This window comes from Paenibacillus glycinis, assembly GCF_009909185.1.
GTDB classification, from domain to species: domain Bacteria; phylum Bacillota; class Bacilli; order Paenibacillales; family Paenibacillaceae; genus Paenibacillus_Z; species Paenibacillus_Z glycinis.
This window is the reverse complement of record NZ_JAAAMV010000007.1, coordinates 176690-193425: the sequence shown is the minus strand read 5'-3', so window position 1 is coordinate 193425 and position 16736 is coordinate 176690. Positions and strand designations below refer to the sequence as shown.

The 16736-nt window shown below is 56.5% G+C and carries 15 protein-coding genes; 14 read left to right on the top strand and 1 reads right to left on the bottom strand.

Translation table 11 applies throughout. The annotated features are described in order from the left end of the window. The first annotated feature begins 1 nt into the window (after position 1). From GT019_RS12025 to GT019_RS12010, 4 genes are all read left to right on the top strand, one after another. Positions 2-1882, top strand: coding sequence for a cache domain-containing sensor histidine kinase (locus tag GT019_RS12025; RefSeq protein WP_161743392.1), 1881 nt, complete (start codon positions 2-4; stop codon positions 1880-1882). Further along, complete coding sequence (locus tag GT019_RS12020; protein WP_161743391.1) at positions 1848-3041, top strand: response regulator transcription factor; 1194 nt, start codon at positions 1848-1850, stop codon at positions 3039-3041. Before GT019_RS12025 ends, GT019_RS12020 begins: the two co-directional genes overlap by 35 nt. Before the next feature lie 217 nt (positions 3042-3258). Then, positions 3259-4464: a hypothetical protein gene (locus GT019_RS12015; RefSeq protein WP_161743390.1), complete on the top strand. Its 1206-nt coding sequence runs from the start codon at positions 3259-3261 to the stop codon at positions 4462-4464. 590 nt (positions 4465-5054) lie between these two features. Further along, positions 5055-5867, top strand: a complete 813-nt coding sequence (locus tag GT019_RS12010; RefSeq protein ID WP_161743389.1) for a M48 family metallopeptidase — start codon at positions 5055-5057, stop codon at positions 5865-5867. 120 nt (positions 5868-5987) lie between these two features. Here GT019_RS12010 and dapA read toward each other — a convergent pair whose 3' ends face one another. After that, positions 5988-6899, bottom strand: a complete 912-nt coding sequence (gene dapA / locus GT019_RS12005) for a 4-hydroxy-tetrahydrodipicolinate synthase (RefSeq protein ID WP_161743388.1) — start codon at positions 6897-6899, stop codon at positions 5988-5990. Positions 6900-7018: 119 nt separating this feature from the next. Here dapA and GT019_RS12000 point away from each other — a divergent pair, with 119 nt between their 5' ends. The 10 genes from GT019_RS12000 to GT019_RS11960 all read left to right on the top strand — a co-directional run bounded on the left by GT019_RS12000 (position 7019) and on the right by GT019_RS11960 (position 16736). Beyond that, positions 7019-7918: a LysR family transcriptional regulator gene (locus tag GT019_RS12000; protein WP_161743387.1), complete on the top strand. Its 900-nt coding sequence runs from the start codon at positions 7019-7021 to the stop codon at positions 7916-7918. A 277-nt stretch (positions 7919-8195) separates the two neighbouring features. Then, positions 8196-8666, top strand: a complete 471-nt coding sequence (locus GT019_RS11995; RefSeq protein ID WP_161743386.1) for a DinB family protein — start codon at positions 8196-8198, stop codon at positions 8664-8666. Between the two features lie 126 nt (positions 8667-8792). Beyond that, a complete protein-coding gene (locus GT019_RS11990) occupies positions 8793-9287 on the top strand; it encodes a DinB family protein (protein WP_161743385.1) in 495 nt (164 codons plus the stop codon). A gap of 267 nt (positions 9288-9554) precedes the next feature. Then, positions 9555-9998, top strand: coding sequence for an SRPBCC family protein (locus GT019_RS11985; RefSeq protein ID WP_161743384.1), 444 nt, complete (start codon positions 9555-9557; stop codon positions 9996-9998). Positions 9999-10061: 63 nt separating this feature from the next. Further along, positions 10062-10499, top strand: coding sequence for a cupin domain-containing protein (locus tag GT019_RS11980; RefSeq protein WP_328803950.1), 438 nt, complete (start codon positions 10062-10064; stop codon positions 10497-10499). A 172-nt stretch (positions 10500-10671) separates the two neighbouring features. Continuing rightward, complete coding sequence (locus tag GT019_RS31585) at positions 10672-10830, top strand: hypothetical protein (protein WP_201755355.1); 159 nt, start codon at positions 10672-10674, stop codon at positions 10828-10830. Positions 10831-11040: 210 nt separating this feature from the next. Further along, a complete protein-coding gene (locus tag GT019_RS11975) occupies positions 11041-12855 on the top strand; it encodes a cache domain-containing sensor histidine kinase (protein ID WP_161743382.1) in 1815 nt (604 codons plus the stop codon). Further along, positions 12852-13892, top strand: a complete 1041-nt coding sequence (locus GT019_RS11970; protein WP_161743381.1) for a response regulator transcription factor — start codon at positions 12852-12854, stop codon at positions 13890-13892. The genes GT019_RS11975 and GT019_RS11970 overlap by 4 nt, the downstream gene beginning before the upstream one ends. A 125-nt stretch (positions 13893-14017) precedes the next feature. Then, positions 14018-15733: a type 2 periplasmic-binding domain-containing protein gene (locus GT019_RS11965; RefSeq protein ID WP_161743380.1), complete on the top strand. Its 1716-nt coding sequence runs from the start codon at positions 14018-14020 to the stop codon at positions 15731-15733. A gap of 97 nt (positions 15734-15830) precedes the next feature. Continuing rightward, complete coding sequence (locus GT019_RS11960; protein WP_161743379.1) at positions 15831-16736, top strand: ABC transporter permease; 906 nt, start codon at positions 15831-15833, stop codon at positions 16734-16736.

The window sequence follows — 16736 nt, the reverse complement described above, 5'->3', positions numbered from 1 at the left end:
CATGGTATTCAAACAGCTGCAGAAGAGCTTCCAGCTGAACAACTGGTCTATCCGGTACAAGCTGATTCTTCATTTTTTGCTGATCAGCATCCTGCCTTCCCTTGTGATTGGGTTGTTAATGGGGTGGATCGTGAACGGCATCGTCGAGAAGCAGGTTAACGGCCATACGATGCAGCTTATCGACAACGTGAATAAGTCGCTGGACTATTACGCGGGCAATATTCAGAATATCTCCTATTTTATTTCGATGAATCCGGATATTCAGGCTTTCTTGAACGAGGGGAAGAAGGCCGTCGACGATGACCACGAGGAATACCGCATGTCCAAATTTCTGCAGGGATTTACCTCGCTCTACTCGGAGGTTGCCGGGATCATCGTCGTACGGCCGAACGGCGATTATTTCAGCAATGAGATGTATGCCCGGACCGGAGACAGCCTAGCGCAGGAAACCTGGTACCGGGAGGCTGTCGAGGCCAAAGGGATCTTCAAGATCATCGGCCATCCGGCGAGCCGGAACGTAACGACCCATTCCAATTACAAGGACAGCGAGGTCGTCTCGGTTGTCCGCGCCATGCAGGACCCGGATACGCAGAAGACGCTGGGCGTTGTCCTCATTGATCTTAAGCTGAGGGTAATCGCTGAGACGGTGCGGGACGTGCGGCTTGGGAAATCGGGCTATTTAATGGTGATCGACGATAAGGGCGAGAGCATCTATGCGCCGAAAAACTCCAAGCTCGAAAGTCTGGGCGTCGTTGCCCTGCCAAGGCAGCAGTCGTCCGGCATGTTCGCCCAAACGGTAGGCGGCCAGAAGCTGCAGTTTATTTATCAGAAATCCTCTTTCACCAATTGGACGACCGTCGGGGTCTTTGCCGTTCAGGACAGCGTGCAGGAGATTAAAGACATTAACCTCTATCTCGTTACGTTCGTGTTTATCGTCTGCATGCTTGGCATTGCCGCATCGTATTACCTGTCTCATTCGATCTCCAGGCCGATCTCGCAGCTGGCTTCTTTCATGCGCAAGGTCGAGGAGGGCAATATGAGTATCCGCATTCCGGAGGAGCGGGAGGATGAGATCGGCCTGCTCGGCCGCAGCTTTAACAAGATGCTCTCGCAGATGACCCGGCTTATCTCGCAGGTGTGGGCGGAACAACGGCTCAAACGGGAGGCGGAGCTGCGCAGTCTGCAGGCGCATATTCAGCCGCATTTTCTGTACAATACGCTGGATACGATCCAGTGGCTGGCCCGCAAGGACGGCGCGAAGGAAGCGACGGAGATGGTGGAGGCTTTGTCCAAGCTGTTCCGTATCGGGCTAAGCAAGGGCCAGGAGATGATCCCGCTCGCCGACGAGATCGAGCATATCCGGAGCTATCTGAAAATCCAGCAAACCCGCTACAAAGATAAGCTGAACTATACCATCGAGGTAGACGGCAGCTGCGACGATCTGTTCGTGCTGAAGCTTATTCTTCAGCCGCTCGTCGAAAATGCGATCTATCACGGCATCAAGGAACGCCGCGGGCCGGGGATGATTGCGATTCGCGCCATGATTAGCGAAGAGATATTGGAACTGGTTATTCAGGATGACGGAGCGGGTATGTCGGAAGCAAGGCTCGAGTCGCTGCGCGCCGTGCTTCGGGCCGTGCCTTCGGTTTATGAAGCGAGCGCAGCGCAGAGGTCGGCCGAAGAGCGTCCGCAAGGACAAGCGGCCAGCTACGGACTCAGGAACGTGCAGGAGCGGATGCGATTAAGCTTCGGCGAGACCAGCGGCATTGCGATCGAGAGCAGAGAGAAAGCCGGAACAACGGTAATCATCAAGCATCCTATTATTCATCGGAAGGGGCAGGGCGCGCATGACACGCACATGGAAGGTGTTAATCGCGGATGACGAGTCGATTATCCGGGAAGGAATCCGCAGTTCCGTACCATGGGACGACCTGCGGTTGAAGGTCGTCGGGGAAGCCGAGGACGGGGAGGAAGCACTGGAGCTGGCCGTGGAAAAGCAGGTGAATATTCTGCTCGTCGATCTGAGCATGCCCATTATGAACGGCCTCGCCTTGATCCGCCACCTTCGGGAGCAGCTTCCCAAATGCAAGATTGTCATTATTACCGGTCATGATGAATTTAACTACGCTTATGAAGCGATCAAGCTCGAGGTCGACGATTATATTCTTAAACCGGTTAATCCCGACATGCTGGGAGAAGTGCTGGCGAGAGTCGTGCAGAAGCTGGAGGAAACGACGGTTAATGAAGAACTTCTGCAGATGGCTTCCAAACAGATCGATAAGCATTTCGCGCTGCTCAGGGAAAGGTTTTGCCTCGAATGGATCAAGGGGGAGCTGGGCGAAGCGGAGATTCGCGAGCAGCTTTCGTTCCTTCGGATACCGGGCGAGGAGCCGGACTACGTGGGGGTCGTCCGGTGGCCGGAGCAGTCGAAGGGCAAGGCGTTTTTCTCCGAAAAGGACCGCCAGCTTTTATTGTTTGCGATCGAGAATATCATGGAAGAGCATCTCGAGCCGTTTACTACCGTTCATTTCCGCGATCATGTAGGATTAATCGTCGTTCTGATCTGGGGCAAGCCGCAGGAGACGGTCTTTCGTCGGATTGAAGCGGATGTGGCGGGGTATTTGAAGATCGAGATCGTAGCCAGCTACCGGCACGGCTCATCCGGGGATGTACCCTCGCTTTATTTGGAGGCAAGGGCCTCCGTTAACCGGGAGACGCGGCTAAGTCCATTTGTCCGGCGGACCAAGGAGATTATCTCCGACCGGTACGAAGACCGGGACTTGTCGCTTGAGGGGATTGCGGGCGAGCTGAACGTGTCTGCCGTATATCTGAGCCGTATTTTCAAGCAAGGGATGGGGACTTCTTTCGTAAGCATGCTAACAGCCGCCCGAATGAAGGAGGCGATTCGGCTGCTGAACGAGACGGATCTGGCCATACACGAAATCGCCGAGAAGACGGGCTATGAATCGCAGCATTATTTCAGCACGGCATTTAAGAAAACGACGGGTCTGCCCCCGAACCAGTATCGTAAGCGGAATTAGCCGGCTTTTGGGTCGCGGAGCCGCAGCGTCAGATCCGCATGATGGCGGAGCTGTACGAGCTGTGAGAAGCGATCATGTACCGCAAGAACCTCCAATTCCACCGAAGCTTGTGGAGAGGGAGGTTCTTTCTTCATGGACGGGGGCGGCCGTAGCTGCAACTAATCGGAAAAACAAATCGTCAACAGTAATGGAAAATATTTGATCGGGAGGAATGGAAATGAAAAAGAGAAACAAATGGCTGACGGCTGTGGCGCTTACGGTCCTGTTCGGCACGAGCGCCGCAGCGCAAACGCTTGGAACGGCAAATGCCGCTTCGACGGCGGTCGGCATAGCCGGCGCGGCAGTCCCTGTCGGAGAAATGTCCCTCTATCCGAATGGACGTATGTATGATCTTCGCAAACCGGGAGATCAGTTGCTGGTTAAGAACAGCATCACTTATATGTCCTTGAAAGAGCTGGCGGTGGTCTACAGCGACTACGTCTGGTCAATCGACGGACAAGGCGTCTTAAACGTCACGGGTCCGAACCATAAGCTGTCGTGGGGGAAAACATCCCGATACGCCTACACGAACTCGGGGACGCGCATGATGGCGTCGGCGCCGATCAAGCATAACGGGGAATGGTTTTACCCGCTCAAGTCCATCTCCGCATGGGCGGGCGGAACGATCCGGCTGTACCCGAGCAAGGAGCTTGGCGTGGATTATGCGCCTCTTAGCATGGTAACCGGCGATTCCTCCGGCTGGTATTGGGTGCGCAGGGACAACGGCATCGCTTACGAGGCAATCGGAAGCGAACTGCCGCATACGATCGGCTGGACGAACGTGCGGGCTTATCAGTACTACGGCATATCGGAAACGAAACTGGACGCGAAAGGAAGCGTGCTGTTGAAGATCATGCACAGCCATGGCGAGCCGAGCTTGGCCGCCGACTATTATTCGCTCGTGATTCAGAACGGCAAGCTGGTACGCCAGACGGAGGAGTTATACTATGGGTTCGGCAATACCCAGAGCATTCAGAAGTCAACGGATGGTTACCACGTGCTGCTGAATAAAACGGGAGCGCTGTTCCTGGATCATGCCGGCAATACGGTGCTGGGCTACGATATGGGATCCCTGCTGGGATCGGATAAGAATTTTACGATCGAATACGCATCCGTCGACGAAGGAATCGCGCTGGTCCGCCCATACGCAGCCGCAACGCTGCTGCTCGTCGATATGAACAAGGATACGGCCGTGCCACTCTACAAAGAGCTTCTCTCCGCGGAAGAACAGCAGCTGCTCGACACCTGGCCGAACAACCAATTCGATTACCCGACGGACAAGCTGAAGTTGATCAAGCGGGAAGGGAATGTCTTCACCTTCGAGCATCGCGCGCTCATGGGGACGGGCGTCGAGACGCTTTCGTATACGTGGAAACGTTCGTAGAATCTTTTATTATTTTAGAAGTCTGTGCAACGATAGCGCAATGATTTATAATCGGCTTGAATGGTTTCCAAACGAAGGAGAGCGTGTTCGTGCTTACACAAGAAATTCCGGGCAACACAAGCGAATCTGTCGAGATCTGTCCCGCGTGCGGCAGTCAGGTGCCTCGTCATGCGAATTTTCGATCGTGGTGCGAATGCGGGTGGAACCTTGAACCGTTCGAATCGATGACCTCGGATACTCGATTCGCGGCAGTCTATCATAAGCTCGGACGGAAGCTTGGAACGAAACTGCTTCTTGACATGATGAATGAGAAAAGCTTCAAACCAAGGCTGACGACTAACAAATTCATCGTATTTTTGTTCGCGTCGTTGATCCATCTAATCACGGTTTCTTTGGCTGTGAGCTGCTGCGTCTTGATCGTAAATGGCATTCATAGCCATTATTATTTTTATGTCTTGCTTGGCGCAATAGCAGCGCTTGCCGTATGGTTCTCGGCGCCTCGGTTTCCGAAGCTATCTCTGGACGGCGTGCGCTTATCGAGAGAACAATACAGTGCGCTCTATGGACTGGTCGACGAGATTAGCGATTACATGAAGCTGCCCAGAATCGACGGGCTGATCATCGATCATCGATTTAACGCCAGCTACCTACAAGCTGGCTGGCGCATGAAAAGATACGTGACGTTGGGACTCCCGTTATTCTCTATTTTGAGTCGCGAGGAGAAAGTGGCATTGGTCGGGCATGAAATCGCGCATGGCGTCAACCGCGACATCCTAAGCGGCTTCTACACGCTCTCCGCTTATCACACTTTGTTGAGATGGAGCGATTTGTTGGATCCGCAGGATTCAGGCATCACGGAAAGGAACTTGGCGTATTTCGTATCCAAGCATGTTCTGAAGCTGCTGTCGTACGTGCCTTGGCTGCTGGCCAATTTGTTTATTTATCTGCAGTTCTATGAATCGCAAAAAAGAGAGTACTTAGCCGATTACAAGGCCGCCGAAGTCGGCGGCACCGATGCCGCTATCGGAGTCGGGGAGAAGCTGTACGGCTGGCGGACGTTCGCGACCGCGCTGCACCGTTACGTCATGAATCGCCAAACGGGGAACTTCTTCGAGTCCTACAAGGAAATGATTAACGCGATGCCCGATCGCGAACGCGAGCGAATCAGACGCGTCGAATTATTGGAAGGCTCAAGGCTCCATTTCACGCACCCGCCCGGGGCATACAGACTGCAATTTTTACGGCATCATTTTCATGCCGGCTCGAGCGTGAGCGTTACGGACGAGCATTGGGCCAAATTGGAAGAAGAATTGAAAGAATTGGAGCCTCGCATACAAACGAAAATGATCGTCGACTTTCAAGACGATCTCGTTCATACGACGGACTTTCAAGTTTATACGTGATCGGGACCGGATGCAGATCCAAAGATATTCGCAAGTCTCGCTAACGAGCCGCAGCCAGCTCCCGTGAAGGGGCTGGCTGTCTTGTTCGGGAGCATCGCAGGGAACGGCGCGAGCAGCCGCTTACCGACCGCCGTCGATCTCCGAGGCGGAGGGCTTCAGTTCCTTCGCGAGCTGCCGCTGCAGCTCCTCCGATATGGGCAGCAGCGGCAGCCGCAGGGCACCCGAAGCAAGGATGCCTTGCTGCGCGAGCAGCCATTTGAGCGGGGCGGGGTTGGAGTCCCGGAACAGCAGCTCGATGAGGGGAGCCAGCGAATCGAAAGCACTCGCCGCCCGGGCTGCATGGCCGTCCCGGATCAGCCGGCACGTCTCGACGAACGTCTCCGTCCTGAGGTTGGCCGAGGCGACGATGCCGCCCGCGGCTCCCAGACTCAGCATCGCGAGAAAATGCTTGTCGTCCCCGCATAGCACGGGCTTCGAGACGCCCATCCGCTTCAATGCCGCGAACAGCTCGGTTCCGCCGGAGCTGTCCTTTAATCCGACGACCCCGTCCAGCTCGAGGATTGCCGCGGCCGTGTCCGCGCTCAAGCTCACGCCCGTGCGGGAAGGAACCTCATACGCGATTACGGGAACTCCCGCGCGCGAGGCTCGCCGGAAATGTTCGATGATGCCGGCCTGCGACGGCCTGCTGTAATACGGCACGACGACGAGCGCGGCATCGGCGCCGAGCGCTCCGGCTTGCTCGGTCCGGCTCGCGGTCGACCGCGTATCGTTCGTCCCGGTGCCGACGACGACCGGAATCGAGCGGCCTTTCCCCGCCAGGACGGCTTTCGTCCGTCGCACGAGCTCGCGGACCTCCTCCCACGAGACGGTCGGCGCTTCTCCCGTCGTTCCGTTGATGACCAGCCCTTGAATGCCATGATCCAGCAGACTGCCCGCGTAACGGTCGTACGATTGCAGGTCCAGCGAGTCGTCCGGCGAGAACGGCGTCACGACCGGCACGAAAATTCCGCGTAAGTCCTCTGACTTTAACATGACGGCACCTCCATGAGTTCGTTTGTCGATAAGATAAAGTTAGCATAGGAATCAGCATCATCGTTATCTATAATAATTGATAAGCAATATCAATAATATTGATAAGGTGGCCGCATGCAATGGAACTGATCTACCTGCAAACCTTTCGCGAGGTGGCGCTTCGCCAGAGCTTCACCCGGGCGGCCGAGGAGCTGGGCTACGCGCAATCCAGCGTGACGACGCAAATTCAAAAGCTCGAGAAGTCGTACGGCGTGGAGCTGTTCGAGCGCTTCGGACGGGGGCTGCGGCTCACGTCCGCCGGCGAAGAGCTGCTGCGGATGGCGGTGCAAATGCTCGATTTGTATCAGGAGTCCAAGGAAAAGCTGGCGCGCCAGGGCGGAGGCACGCTTTCGATCGGCACCATCGATTCCGTCGCGTCGTATTATCTCCCGCCTTACGTGCAGCAGCTGCGCCGGGATTATCCCGAGCTGTCGATCCGGCTCCAGCCGGACCGCGAGGAGGCCATTCTGCACGGTATCCGAGAAGGCGAATTCGACCTCGGGCTTATTCTGGCGAGCAGCCCGTCCGATCCGGCGCTGGAATGGCTTGCGATTCGGGAAGAGCCGCTGGTGCTCATCGCGAAACCATCCCATCCGCTGGCGGCGCTGGATCAGGTGGAGCTGCCGCAGCTCGCGGGCATGGAATGGTTCATGAGCGAGGACAGCTGCAACTACCGCATCATGCTGGAGAAAGTGCTTCGGGCGAACGGCATCGGTTACCGCGTCGGCTTGGAGCTTGGCAATCCGGAAGCGATCAAGCGCTGCGTCATGGCCGGCGACGGCATCGCGCTTTTGCCGCGGATGGCGGCCGCGGAGGAGATCCGCAGAGGCGATCTGGCGGCGCTGCCGTTCGCCCACCCCGAGATTCGGCTGGCGCTGCAGCTCGTGAAGCATCCGAAGAAATGGGTTTCTCATGCGCTGGCGGCGTTTATGAATCGGTTGCAGGGACAAAGTCAGGTTCGTGATGCCCAGGCAAGATGACTGGATGAAGAAGGATCCAAAACGTGATATTCGTTATCCCGATGGGCGAAAACGGTTGACGCGCCGGAAGCCATCATGTAAGATTATGGCATCGACAAAGGAGGTGGGAGCTATGAATGATAACCGCAGGGACGTTGTGCCGCAACTAGCCCCCCTTACGGAACAGATGTGCGTTTAGGACGCGCCTTGCGCGCGTCCGACCCCTTCTGGCCACGGGCTGATTGCCCGTGGCTTTTTTGTGTTCTCATCATCAATAGTTTACTAGGAGGCTTAACAAATGTTGAAATTATTCGAATATAACTGGCAGGTTCGGCAGGACTGGTTCGCTTGGTGCCAAGACGTGTCCGAGGAAGAACTGCTGAAGAAGCGAACCGGCGGGATCGGAGGCATCTTGCACACGCTGTTTCATGTCGTGGACGTGGAATACAGCTGGCTGTGCGGCCTGCAGGGGAAGCCGGAGTTCACGGAGCCGTTCGAATCCTATGCCAGCCTGCCGAAGGTGATCGATCTGGCCGCGAGATTTCACGAGGAAGTGCATCCGTTCGTCCAGTCGTGGACCGACGAGATGGAATTGAAGACGTTAGCGGATGTATCGCCGAAGGGGGAGCCCGTGACCTTCAAATACGGTGAAATCATGCGGCATGTCATTGCCCATGAAATTCATCATATGGGTCAATTGTCCGTCTGGTCGAGGGAAATAGGCAAAGTCCCCGTGACGGCCAATTTCATTCGCAGGGGACTGTATTAACCGTCTGCACATGCAAGCATGGAGGAGCTCGCCGCGCGGCAGCTCCTTCATTCCTCAAAGCAACGAGCGGCCGAACGAACGCCCGGTACGGGGTTACGCGTACCCCGATAGAAAAGGAGACATGAGATGAGCTTCTCGAAAAAAGAGATATTGTTAGATCAGCTAGCCGCTTGCCATAATGACCTGAGCTGGTTTCCTACGTTCGTGGATTCGGTTCAGGGATTAGACGCGGAGCAGGCAGTTTGGCGTAAAGATGACGCGCAGCACTCCATTTGGCAGCTTGTCAGTCACCTGATCTATTGGAATGAGAAATGGCTGCATTATTTTATCGGCAGGGAAACGTTCGTGGGCATTGGTGCCAATAACGATCGTACGTTCAACATAACAGAAGAAATAAACGATGAAAACTGGAGCTCGGCTGCGCGTCGGCTCGAGGCAGCATACATGGAGCTTCGTCAAGTGATCGCGGATTCGCCGGATTCCAAGCTGGACGCCCAAGTACCCCATTATCCTGGCGATTGCCCGTGGTGGGCGGCTATCTCCAACCTCTGCACCCATAATGCGTATCACATCGGTCAAATCGTGCTTCTCCGCAAACAACGCGGTTGGGCGGATGAATAGGCGACTACACGGTATTCACTTGCGAAGGGCAGCCGCGCGGCTGCCCTTGCCCATTAGCCAAACATGACGCGATAGCTCCATGGGGTGGATGTTCCCCGCAGAAAGGGGCTTGTTTTTTAATGCTTTACATGCAACCATATCGTTGCATATAATAACTACGAGGACAACGTGTCAGTCATGGGACGGAAGGTTCGAGCGCCGCCGGTTGGAAGCCCCCAACCAAAGTTCCACCCCCACTCACGCAAGCTTAAGAGGAGGATTTCACGCATGAGCAGCACGTCTTTCGTGTACGCGACCTACATCGCGACGACGCCCGAGAAGCTCTGGGCAGCCCTAACGAGCAGCGAATTCACGAGGCAGTACTTTTTCGGCAGCGAGTTTGTTTCCGATTGGCAGGTGGGTTCCGGCTTTCAATTGGAGCGGAACGGCAAGATCGATCATCATGGCGAGGTGCTGGTATATGATCCGTACCGGTTGCTCAGCATGACCTGGAGCGTCAAGGACGACGAGGGAGAACGGGTCTCCAAGGTTACGTACGAATTAACCCCCCTGAACGAAACGGTCAAACTGACGCTCTTGCACGAGGATTTATTGGACAAGGATATCCGCAAAGACGAGGGCAAGATCGTGGGATTCAATAACGGCTGGCCTGTTATTCTCAGTAATTTGAAGAGCCTGCTCGAAACGGGCAAAACGCTGCCGGCCTTTTGATGCACGGCACCGGCGCGGTCGCAGCGAATCGCATACAAATCCGTCCAAGATGGGGTGAACGCAGTGGAGCTCAAGCAAGCGAATTATACCGTTAACCATGCCGGAGCATTTTCGGATTTCGGAAACGTCACGGAGGGCAAGCTGAAGGGGAAAATATTTTTGAAAGCGGCCTTATCCCTGACGAGCATGGAGGTTTCGCTCAATAATTTGCCACCGGGAGGGGAAGTGCCCTTCTATCACAAGCACTTGGAGAACGAGGAGCTTTATATTTTTCTGAAGGGACAGGGCCGCATCCAAGTGGACGGCGAGGAATTGGACGTGTTCGAAGGTTCCTCCGTCCGAATCGCGCGTGACGGCACGAGAGCGCTGCGGAATACCTCTGCGTCGGAAGACTTGCATTTTATCGTCGTGCAAGCCAAAGAGAACAGTCTCGCCCAATGGGCGGAGACGGACGGGGTCATCCTGGAACAGCCTGTCGCATGGGAGAAAGTTGCCGAGTAAGTGCGGGGAGCTATAAATCGCGGCACCCAAATTCAGGAAACGATATGGACGCGAAAAACGGATGCCCCGGCATCCGTTTTCTTTACGCCGCGGCAGCGCGAATGATAAGCTAGCCTTATCTCAATAATTTACTATGCAAGAAATAAATGACACCGGCTTCCGGGAGGACACGATGAAACTTTTTCTATTCGGCATCTATGCCGCCGTATTGGGCATTATTTCTTTCTTTACGCATGAAATCGTCACCTACGTGATGCTCGGCTTTATCTTGATCGCGCTGAATAACGTGCTGTCGGTATTGAAGGATATTTCCAAAAAGCTGGATAAATAACGAGCAGTCCGAAAGACGGAGGCGCCGGGTGCGCCTCTTTTTTTATGGGCCGAAAATATTCTGCGATTCTATTATTCACGCGCCATTCGCGCGTCTGTCCCCATCGGGCGTGCCGCGATCTTACGCCGGAATCATAGCGCTTTCACCCGGAATCGGCTATATTGAATTGAAATTACTAGCGTAACGGCATAGACACCGGAGGGATGCGCATTGAAACGGTTACGGCAAATCTCGCTGCAAAAGAAGATTCTGATCCTGATGAGCTTTCTCTATATTCCGCTGCCGATCATCGGCTGGGTCTGGTACGAGAAGACGTACGACGTCATCGAGCGCAATGCGGTCGATTCCAGCATCCAGCTGGTGAATCAGGTCAACACGCATTTGGAGACGTACTTCACCGAGGTGCAGCGGACGATGCTGCCGATGCTGGCCAGCGATCTGACGGGCGAGTTCCTGAAGGACCAGGACGACGACCCTTATAAGCGGTACGAGCTCTCGTACCGGATCGACAAGGAGCTGTTTTCGAAAATCGTGCTGAACCGCACGGATATTTACGGCATCTCGCTCATCTCGAACCAGATCAAAGCGACCTCGAGCTCCAGCTTTACGATGGCGGAGCAGCGATATACCTCGTACCTGAGCCGATTGAAGGCTCCCGGGAGATTCGGCATCATGGGGCTCGAAGCGACGCCGAGCAGCGAGGTGGTCGCCATGGCGATGAAATTCACGCCTCCGCAGAGCCATATGAAGCAGGGGATGCTGATCGTCGACATGAAGCGCGACGAGATGGTGCATATCATACAGGACGTCCAACTGGGCCGGACGGGCTTCGTCTGGGTCGCCGACACGGAGAACCAGGTCATCTATCATCCGCAGGGCGAGCAGATGCCGAAGGTCGTGCCGGCCAATTACTTGCGAGAAATGGGAACCAAGCAAAGCGGCGCGTTCACCGTTCAGACGGACGAAGGCAAGAAGCTGATCGTCTTCATCCGCTCCGGCCGCACCGACCTGACGCTGATCTCCGAAGTGCTGCTCTCCGAGCTGAACCAGTCGATCGTGACCGTCAGCCGCGTCTCGATCGTGGTGCTGATGCTGTTGTTCCTGCTCTCGATGCTGGCCGCAAGCGGCGTCGTGTACTCCATCACCCGGTCGCTCGTCAAGCTGCTGCGGCTGATGAAGAGCGCCGAGATGGGCGACTTTCACGTCAAAGCGCCGGATGAAGGGGGCGGTCAGGAGATCGGCAGCCTATACCGCGGCTTCAACAAGATGGTCGAAGAGATCAAGCGGCTCGTCGAAATCGTGCACGTGTCGGAGCTGCGCGAGAAGGAGCTCGAGGTCAAGCAGAAGGAGTCGCTGCTGCATGCGATGCAGGCGCAGATCAACCCGCATTTCCTGTACAATACGCTGGAGTTCATCAATTCCAACGCGATCGTGGAGGGCAACGACAAGATCAGCAGCATGATCGTCTCGCTCGGGGACATGTTCCGCTATAACGTGCAGAACCCGAACGCCGGCGTTTCCCTGGCGGACGAGATCCATCATATCGAAGCGTATCTCTCGATTCAGGCGGAACGGTATCCGTCGTTCGCGTACGAGATCGACGTCGATCGGGCGCTTGCCGCTTGCGTGCCGGCGGTGCGGTCCATGCTGCAGCCGATCGTGGAGAACTGCTTCAAGCACGGCTACGACCGGCACGGAATCCGTCCCGGCTTGATCCGCATCGCCGGCCGAACGGAGGACGACCGGTTCGTGCTGGAGATCGCCGACACCGGCCAAGGGATGTCCGCCGACACCAGAGAACGCTTCAACGCCGTTTTTGCGGAGGGGGAAGCGGCAGAGCAGCTGGGAAGCATTCATGGGCAGGGGGATAGGCCCCCGTCCATCGGCTTGCTGAACGTGCATGCGCGGCTGCGCATGATATTCGGCCATGCGTACGGCCTGCATATTGCCTCGTCGGACGAGCACGGCACCTCGATTCGGATTACGCTGCCGCTGCACGCAAGCGGAGAAGGAGGAGTAGCATGAGCTTTTCGATCTTATTGGTGGATGACGAGCCGATGGTCAAGCTGAGCCTGCGCAAAATCATTACGGGCGCGCATCCCGATTTCGTCATCGCCGGCGATGCGATGGACGGACAGGAGGCGCTCGAGCTCGCGGAGCGCGCGCGGCCGCATGTCATCGTGACGGACATCAGCATGCCGGTGATGGGCGGACTCGAGCTGATTCGCGCCGTGCACGAGCGGGGCTGGCGACCGGAGATCGTGATCTTGTCCGGGTACGGCGAGTTCGAGTATGCGCGCGAGGCGCTCAAGTACGGCGTTGCCGACTATATCCTCAAGCCGATGCGTCCCGCGGCCGTGAAGGAGCTGATGCTGGGGTTGTACGCGAAGCATCTTGAACGCATCGACGCATCCAAGGCGAAGGGCGAGCTGCTGTTCCGCTGCTTGCGCCTGGCCGATCTGCTGATCGAGCGGATCTGGATGGTCGACGAGCCCGGCGTCAGGTCGCTGGCCGACGAAACGGTGCGCACCGTAACGGATTTCGGCCCGCTCGCGGACGAGCAGAAGAAGGGCGCGCTGCTGGACGCGGCGGCCGCGCTCCGTCACCAGTCCGAGGAGCGGGGAACGCCGCTTGCCCTCGAGCTGGCCTGGAGCGAGCGGCTGTCCGAGATGACGGAGCAGTTCCGCGACATGCTGCTGCGGGCGGTGGAACAAGTGAGGAGCAGCCGGAATTGGGGCAAGCACACCGCCATCCAAGAGGCGCTCCAAGTAATACGGGAGCGCTATGCCGACCCGGAGTTCAAGCTGGACGACCTGCTGACCCGGCTGCGCATGTCCGTGACGCATTTCTATAATTCGTTCAAGCAGGAGACGGGCAAGTCGTTCATCGCCTACCTCATCGATTACCGGATCGAACAGGCCAAGACGCTGCTCGCCGGACAGAAGGAGCTCAAAACCTACGAGGTCGGCGAACGGGTCGGCTACCCCGACTATCCGCATTTCACGAAGGTATTCAAGCGGGTCGTCGGCGTCACGCCGAACGAATACCGCAAGCTCCGCTGACGCATTCGGTGATGAAAAACACAATAACGTGAAGATATCTACATCCTCAATCCGGCGATTGTCCCCTAATATGAAGCATGTAAGCGCCATCACGCACGAAACACATTACGGTTAGGGGGATACACATGAAGCTTCGCACGAACACGGCGCTCGCGCTGGGCTCTGTCCTGCTCGCGGGCGGACTGCTGGCGGGCTGCTCGGGCAACGGCAACGACGCGGCCGACAACGGCGGAGACAGCAAGGCGAATACCGCCGCCAACGCGCAGCAAAACGCGACGGATACCGCTGCCGCCCCGAAGGTGAACGAGTTCGGCTGGACGATTCCGGACAAAACGATCACCGTCGATTACTACACCGCGGACAAGGACAACCCGGACAAGGTCGCGAAGAAGCTGACCGCGATGCACGATTACCTACTCAAGAATTTCAACGTCGACGTCAAGAAAACGCAGTACGACGTGGACGGCAAAGAAAAGCTCAACCTGATGCTGGCCTCCAACGATTATCCCGGCGTCATGTCGGCGATCGACAGCGACACGATCGACAAATGGCGCTCGCAGGGCAAGCTGATCGACCTGGCGCCGCTCGTGGACAAGTACGGCCCGAACATCAAGAAGGAGCTCGGAGACAAATACAACTCTTATTTGGATGCAGACGGCAAGCTTTGGGGAATCCCGCGGGGCTGGGGCCTCCTGCCGATTCCGGACAACAGCGCGCATATCCGCTGGGACTGGTATCAGGCGATGGGCGCGCCGAAGATCGAAACGCCGGACGATTATTACAACGTGCTGAAGCAGATGGTAGCGGCGCATCCGAAGAACGAGCAGGGCCAAAAGACGTACGCGATATCGTGGAATGACCAAGTAACGGACAACCTCGACAGCGTGCTCGGCATCTGGGGGCTGAAGGATGGCTACAAGGAGGACGCGGACCACAACCTGACGCACTGGCTGAACACGTCCGAAGGTCTCGAAGCCGTGAAGTTCTACAACCGCTTCTACCGCGAGGGCCTCATGGATCCGGACAGCTTCCTGAACAAGTTCGACGATTGGAAGCTGAAATTCTCGAACGAGCAGATCATCGGGCATATCGGCCCGTGGTGGCAGTCCTGGAACGCCGGCCACGAGGTGTGGAAGACGACGAAGCCGAACTGGACGGACGACCAGCGCTATGTGCAAATCGCCCTGAAAGCACCGGGCGCCGAAGCGTCGTACCTGTCGCCGAAGGATACGACGGGCTGGAACTACACCGTCATCACGGATAAGGAAGCGCATCCGGAGGACGTCATCAAGTTCCTGGATTTCGAAATCTCGCCGATCGGGACGCGTCTCCTCGGCTGGGGCATCCCGAACCTGCCGGAATCGACGTGGACGTATAACAGCGACGGCACGTGGGCGTTCACGGACGCGCAGAAGCAGAAGCTGTTCGCGGGCACGTTCGATTCCGACAAAGCGGACGAGATCACGGGCCAGAACCAGATCTGGCTGGATCATCCGCAGGGCCTGATGAGCGACGATCACAAGTCCACCGCGTGGTACGACCAGAACTTCAACGACGAAGACAAGTGGAAAAAGATGATGAACGACAACCTGAAGGACACGATCTACGACAATACCGCCAGACGCATCGTCTTCACCGCGGACAATCCGCTGACGATCGTCAATCAGCAGATCGAGGACCTGATCAAGACCGGCTTCGCGAAGGCGGTCATGAGCAAGACGGAGGACGCGGCCGTGCAGGCGTTCAACGACATGCAGGGCAAAGCGGTCAAGCTCGGCCTGAAGGACATCGAGGCTTTCCGCACGGAAGAATACAAGAAGAATTTAGCGAAATTGCAGTAATTCGCCTTGCTCTCGAGCAAACCGCAGGCGGGGGATCGTTCCGGACGCGAACGGCCCCCGATTCTTTTGACACCGATTGGAAGTGGAGGCTTGCGCAATGGCAGCAGTATGGAAAAGAGTGCGGCGCGAACGGCAAATCTGGCTGCTTTGTCTGCCGATGATCGTCTGGGTGCTGATGTTCTCGTATTACCCGATGTACGGCTTGCTGATTTCCTTTCAGAACTATGTGCCGGGACATTCCATGTTCTCGAACTGGGTCGGATTCGATAATTTCATCCGGTTCTTCCACGAGCCGAACTTTCTGCAAATCATGCGCAACACGCTGGTAATCAGCGGCTTGAACCTGCTGTTCGGCTTTCCGGCGCCGATTCTCCTGGCCCTGCTGCTGAACGAGGTCAAGGGGCGCGCATTCAAGAAGACCATTCAATCGCTGTCGTACATTCCGTATTTTATCTCGTGGGTGGTTGTCGCCAACATCCTCATCACGATGCTGGGAAGCGACGGGGTTCTGAACGATATATTGATAAAGCTCGGCTTCATCGACGAGCCGCTCGCGTTCCTGACGAACGGCAATTATTTCTGGGGCATTCTGGTCAGCAGCAACGTGTGGAAGGACATGGGCTTCTCCGCCATCATCTACTTGTCCGCCATGGCGGGCATCGATAAAGAGCAGTACGAGGCGGGGCGCGTGGACGGGCTCGGCCGCTTCGGGCTCATTCGCCATATTACGGTGCCGGGCATTCGCTCGACGGCCGTGCTCCTGTTCATCCTGGCGATCGGCGGCATCCTGAACGCCGGCTTTGAGCAGCAGCTGCTGATCGGCAATCCGCTCACGCAGGATCACTACGAAGTCATCGACACGTACGTGTACCGCTTCGGCGTGCAGCTCGGCAACTACTCGTACGGAACCGCCGTCGGCCTCATGAAGAGCTTGATCGGCCTCGTGCTCGTCTTTATCGCGAACCGCCTGTCCAAGCGTTATATGGAATCATCGATTTTCTAG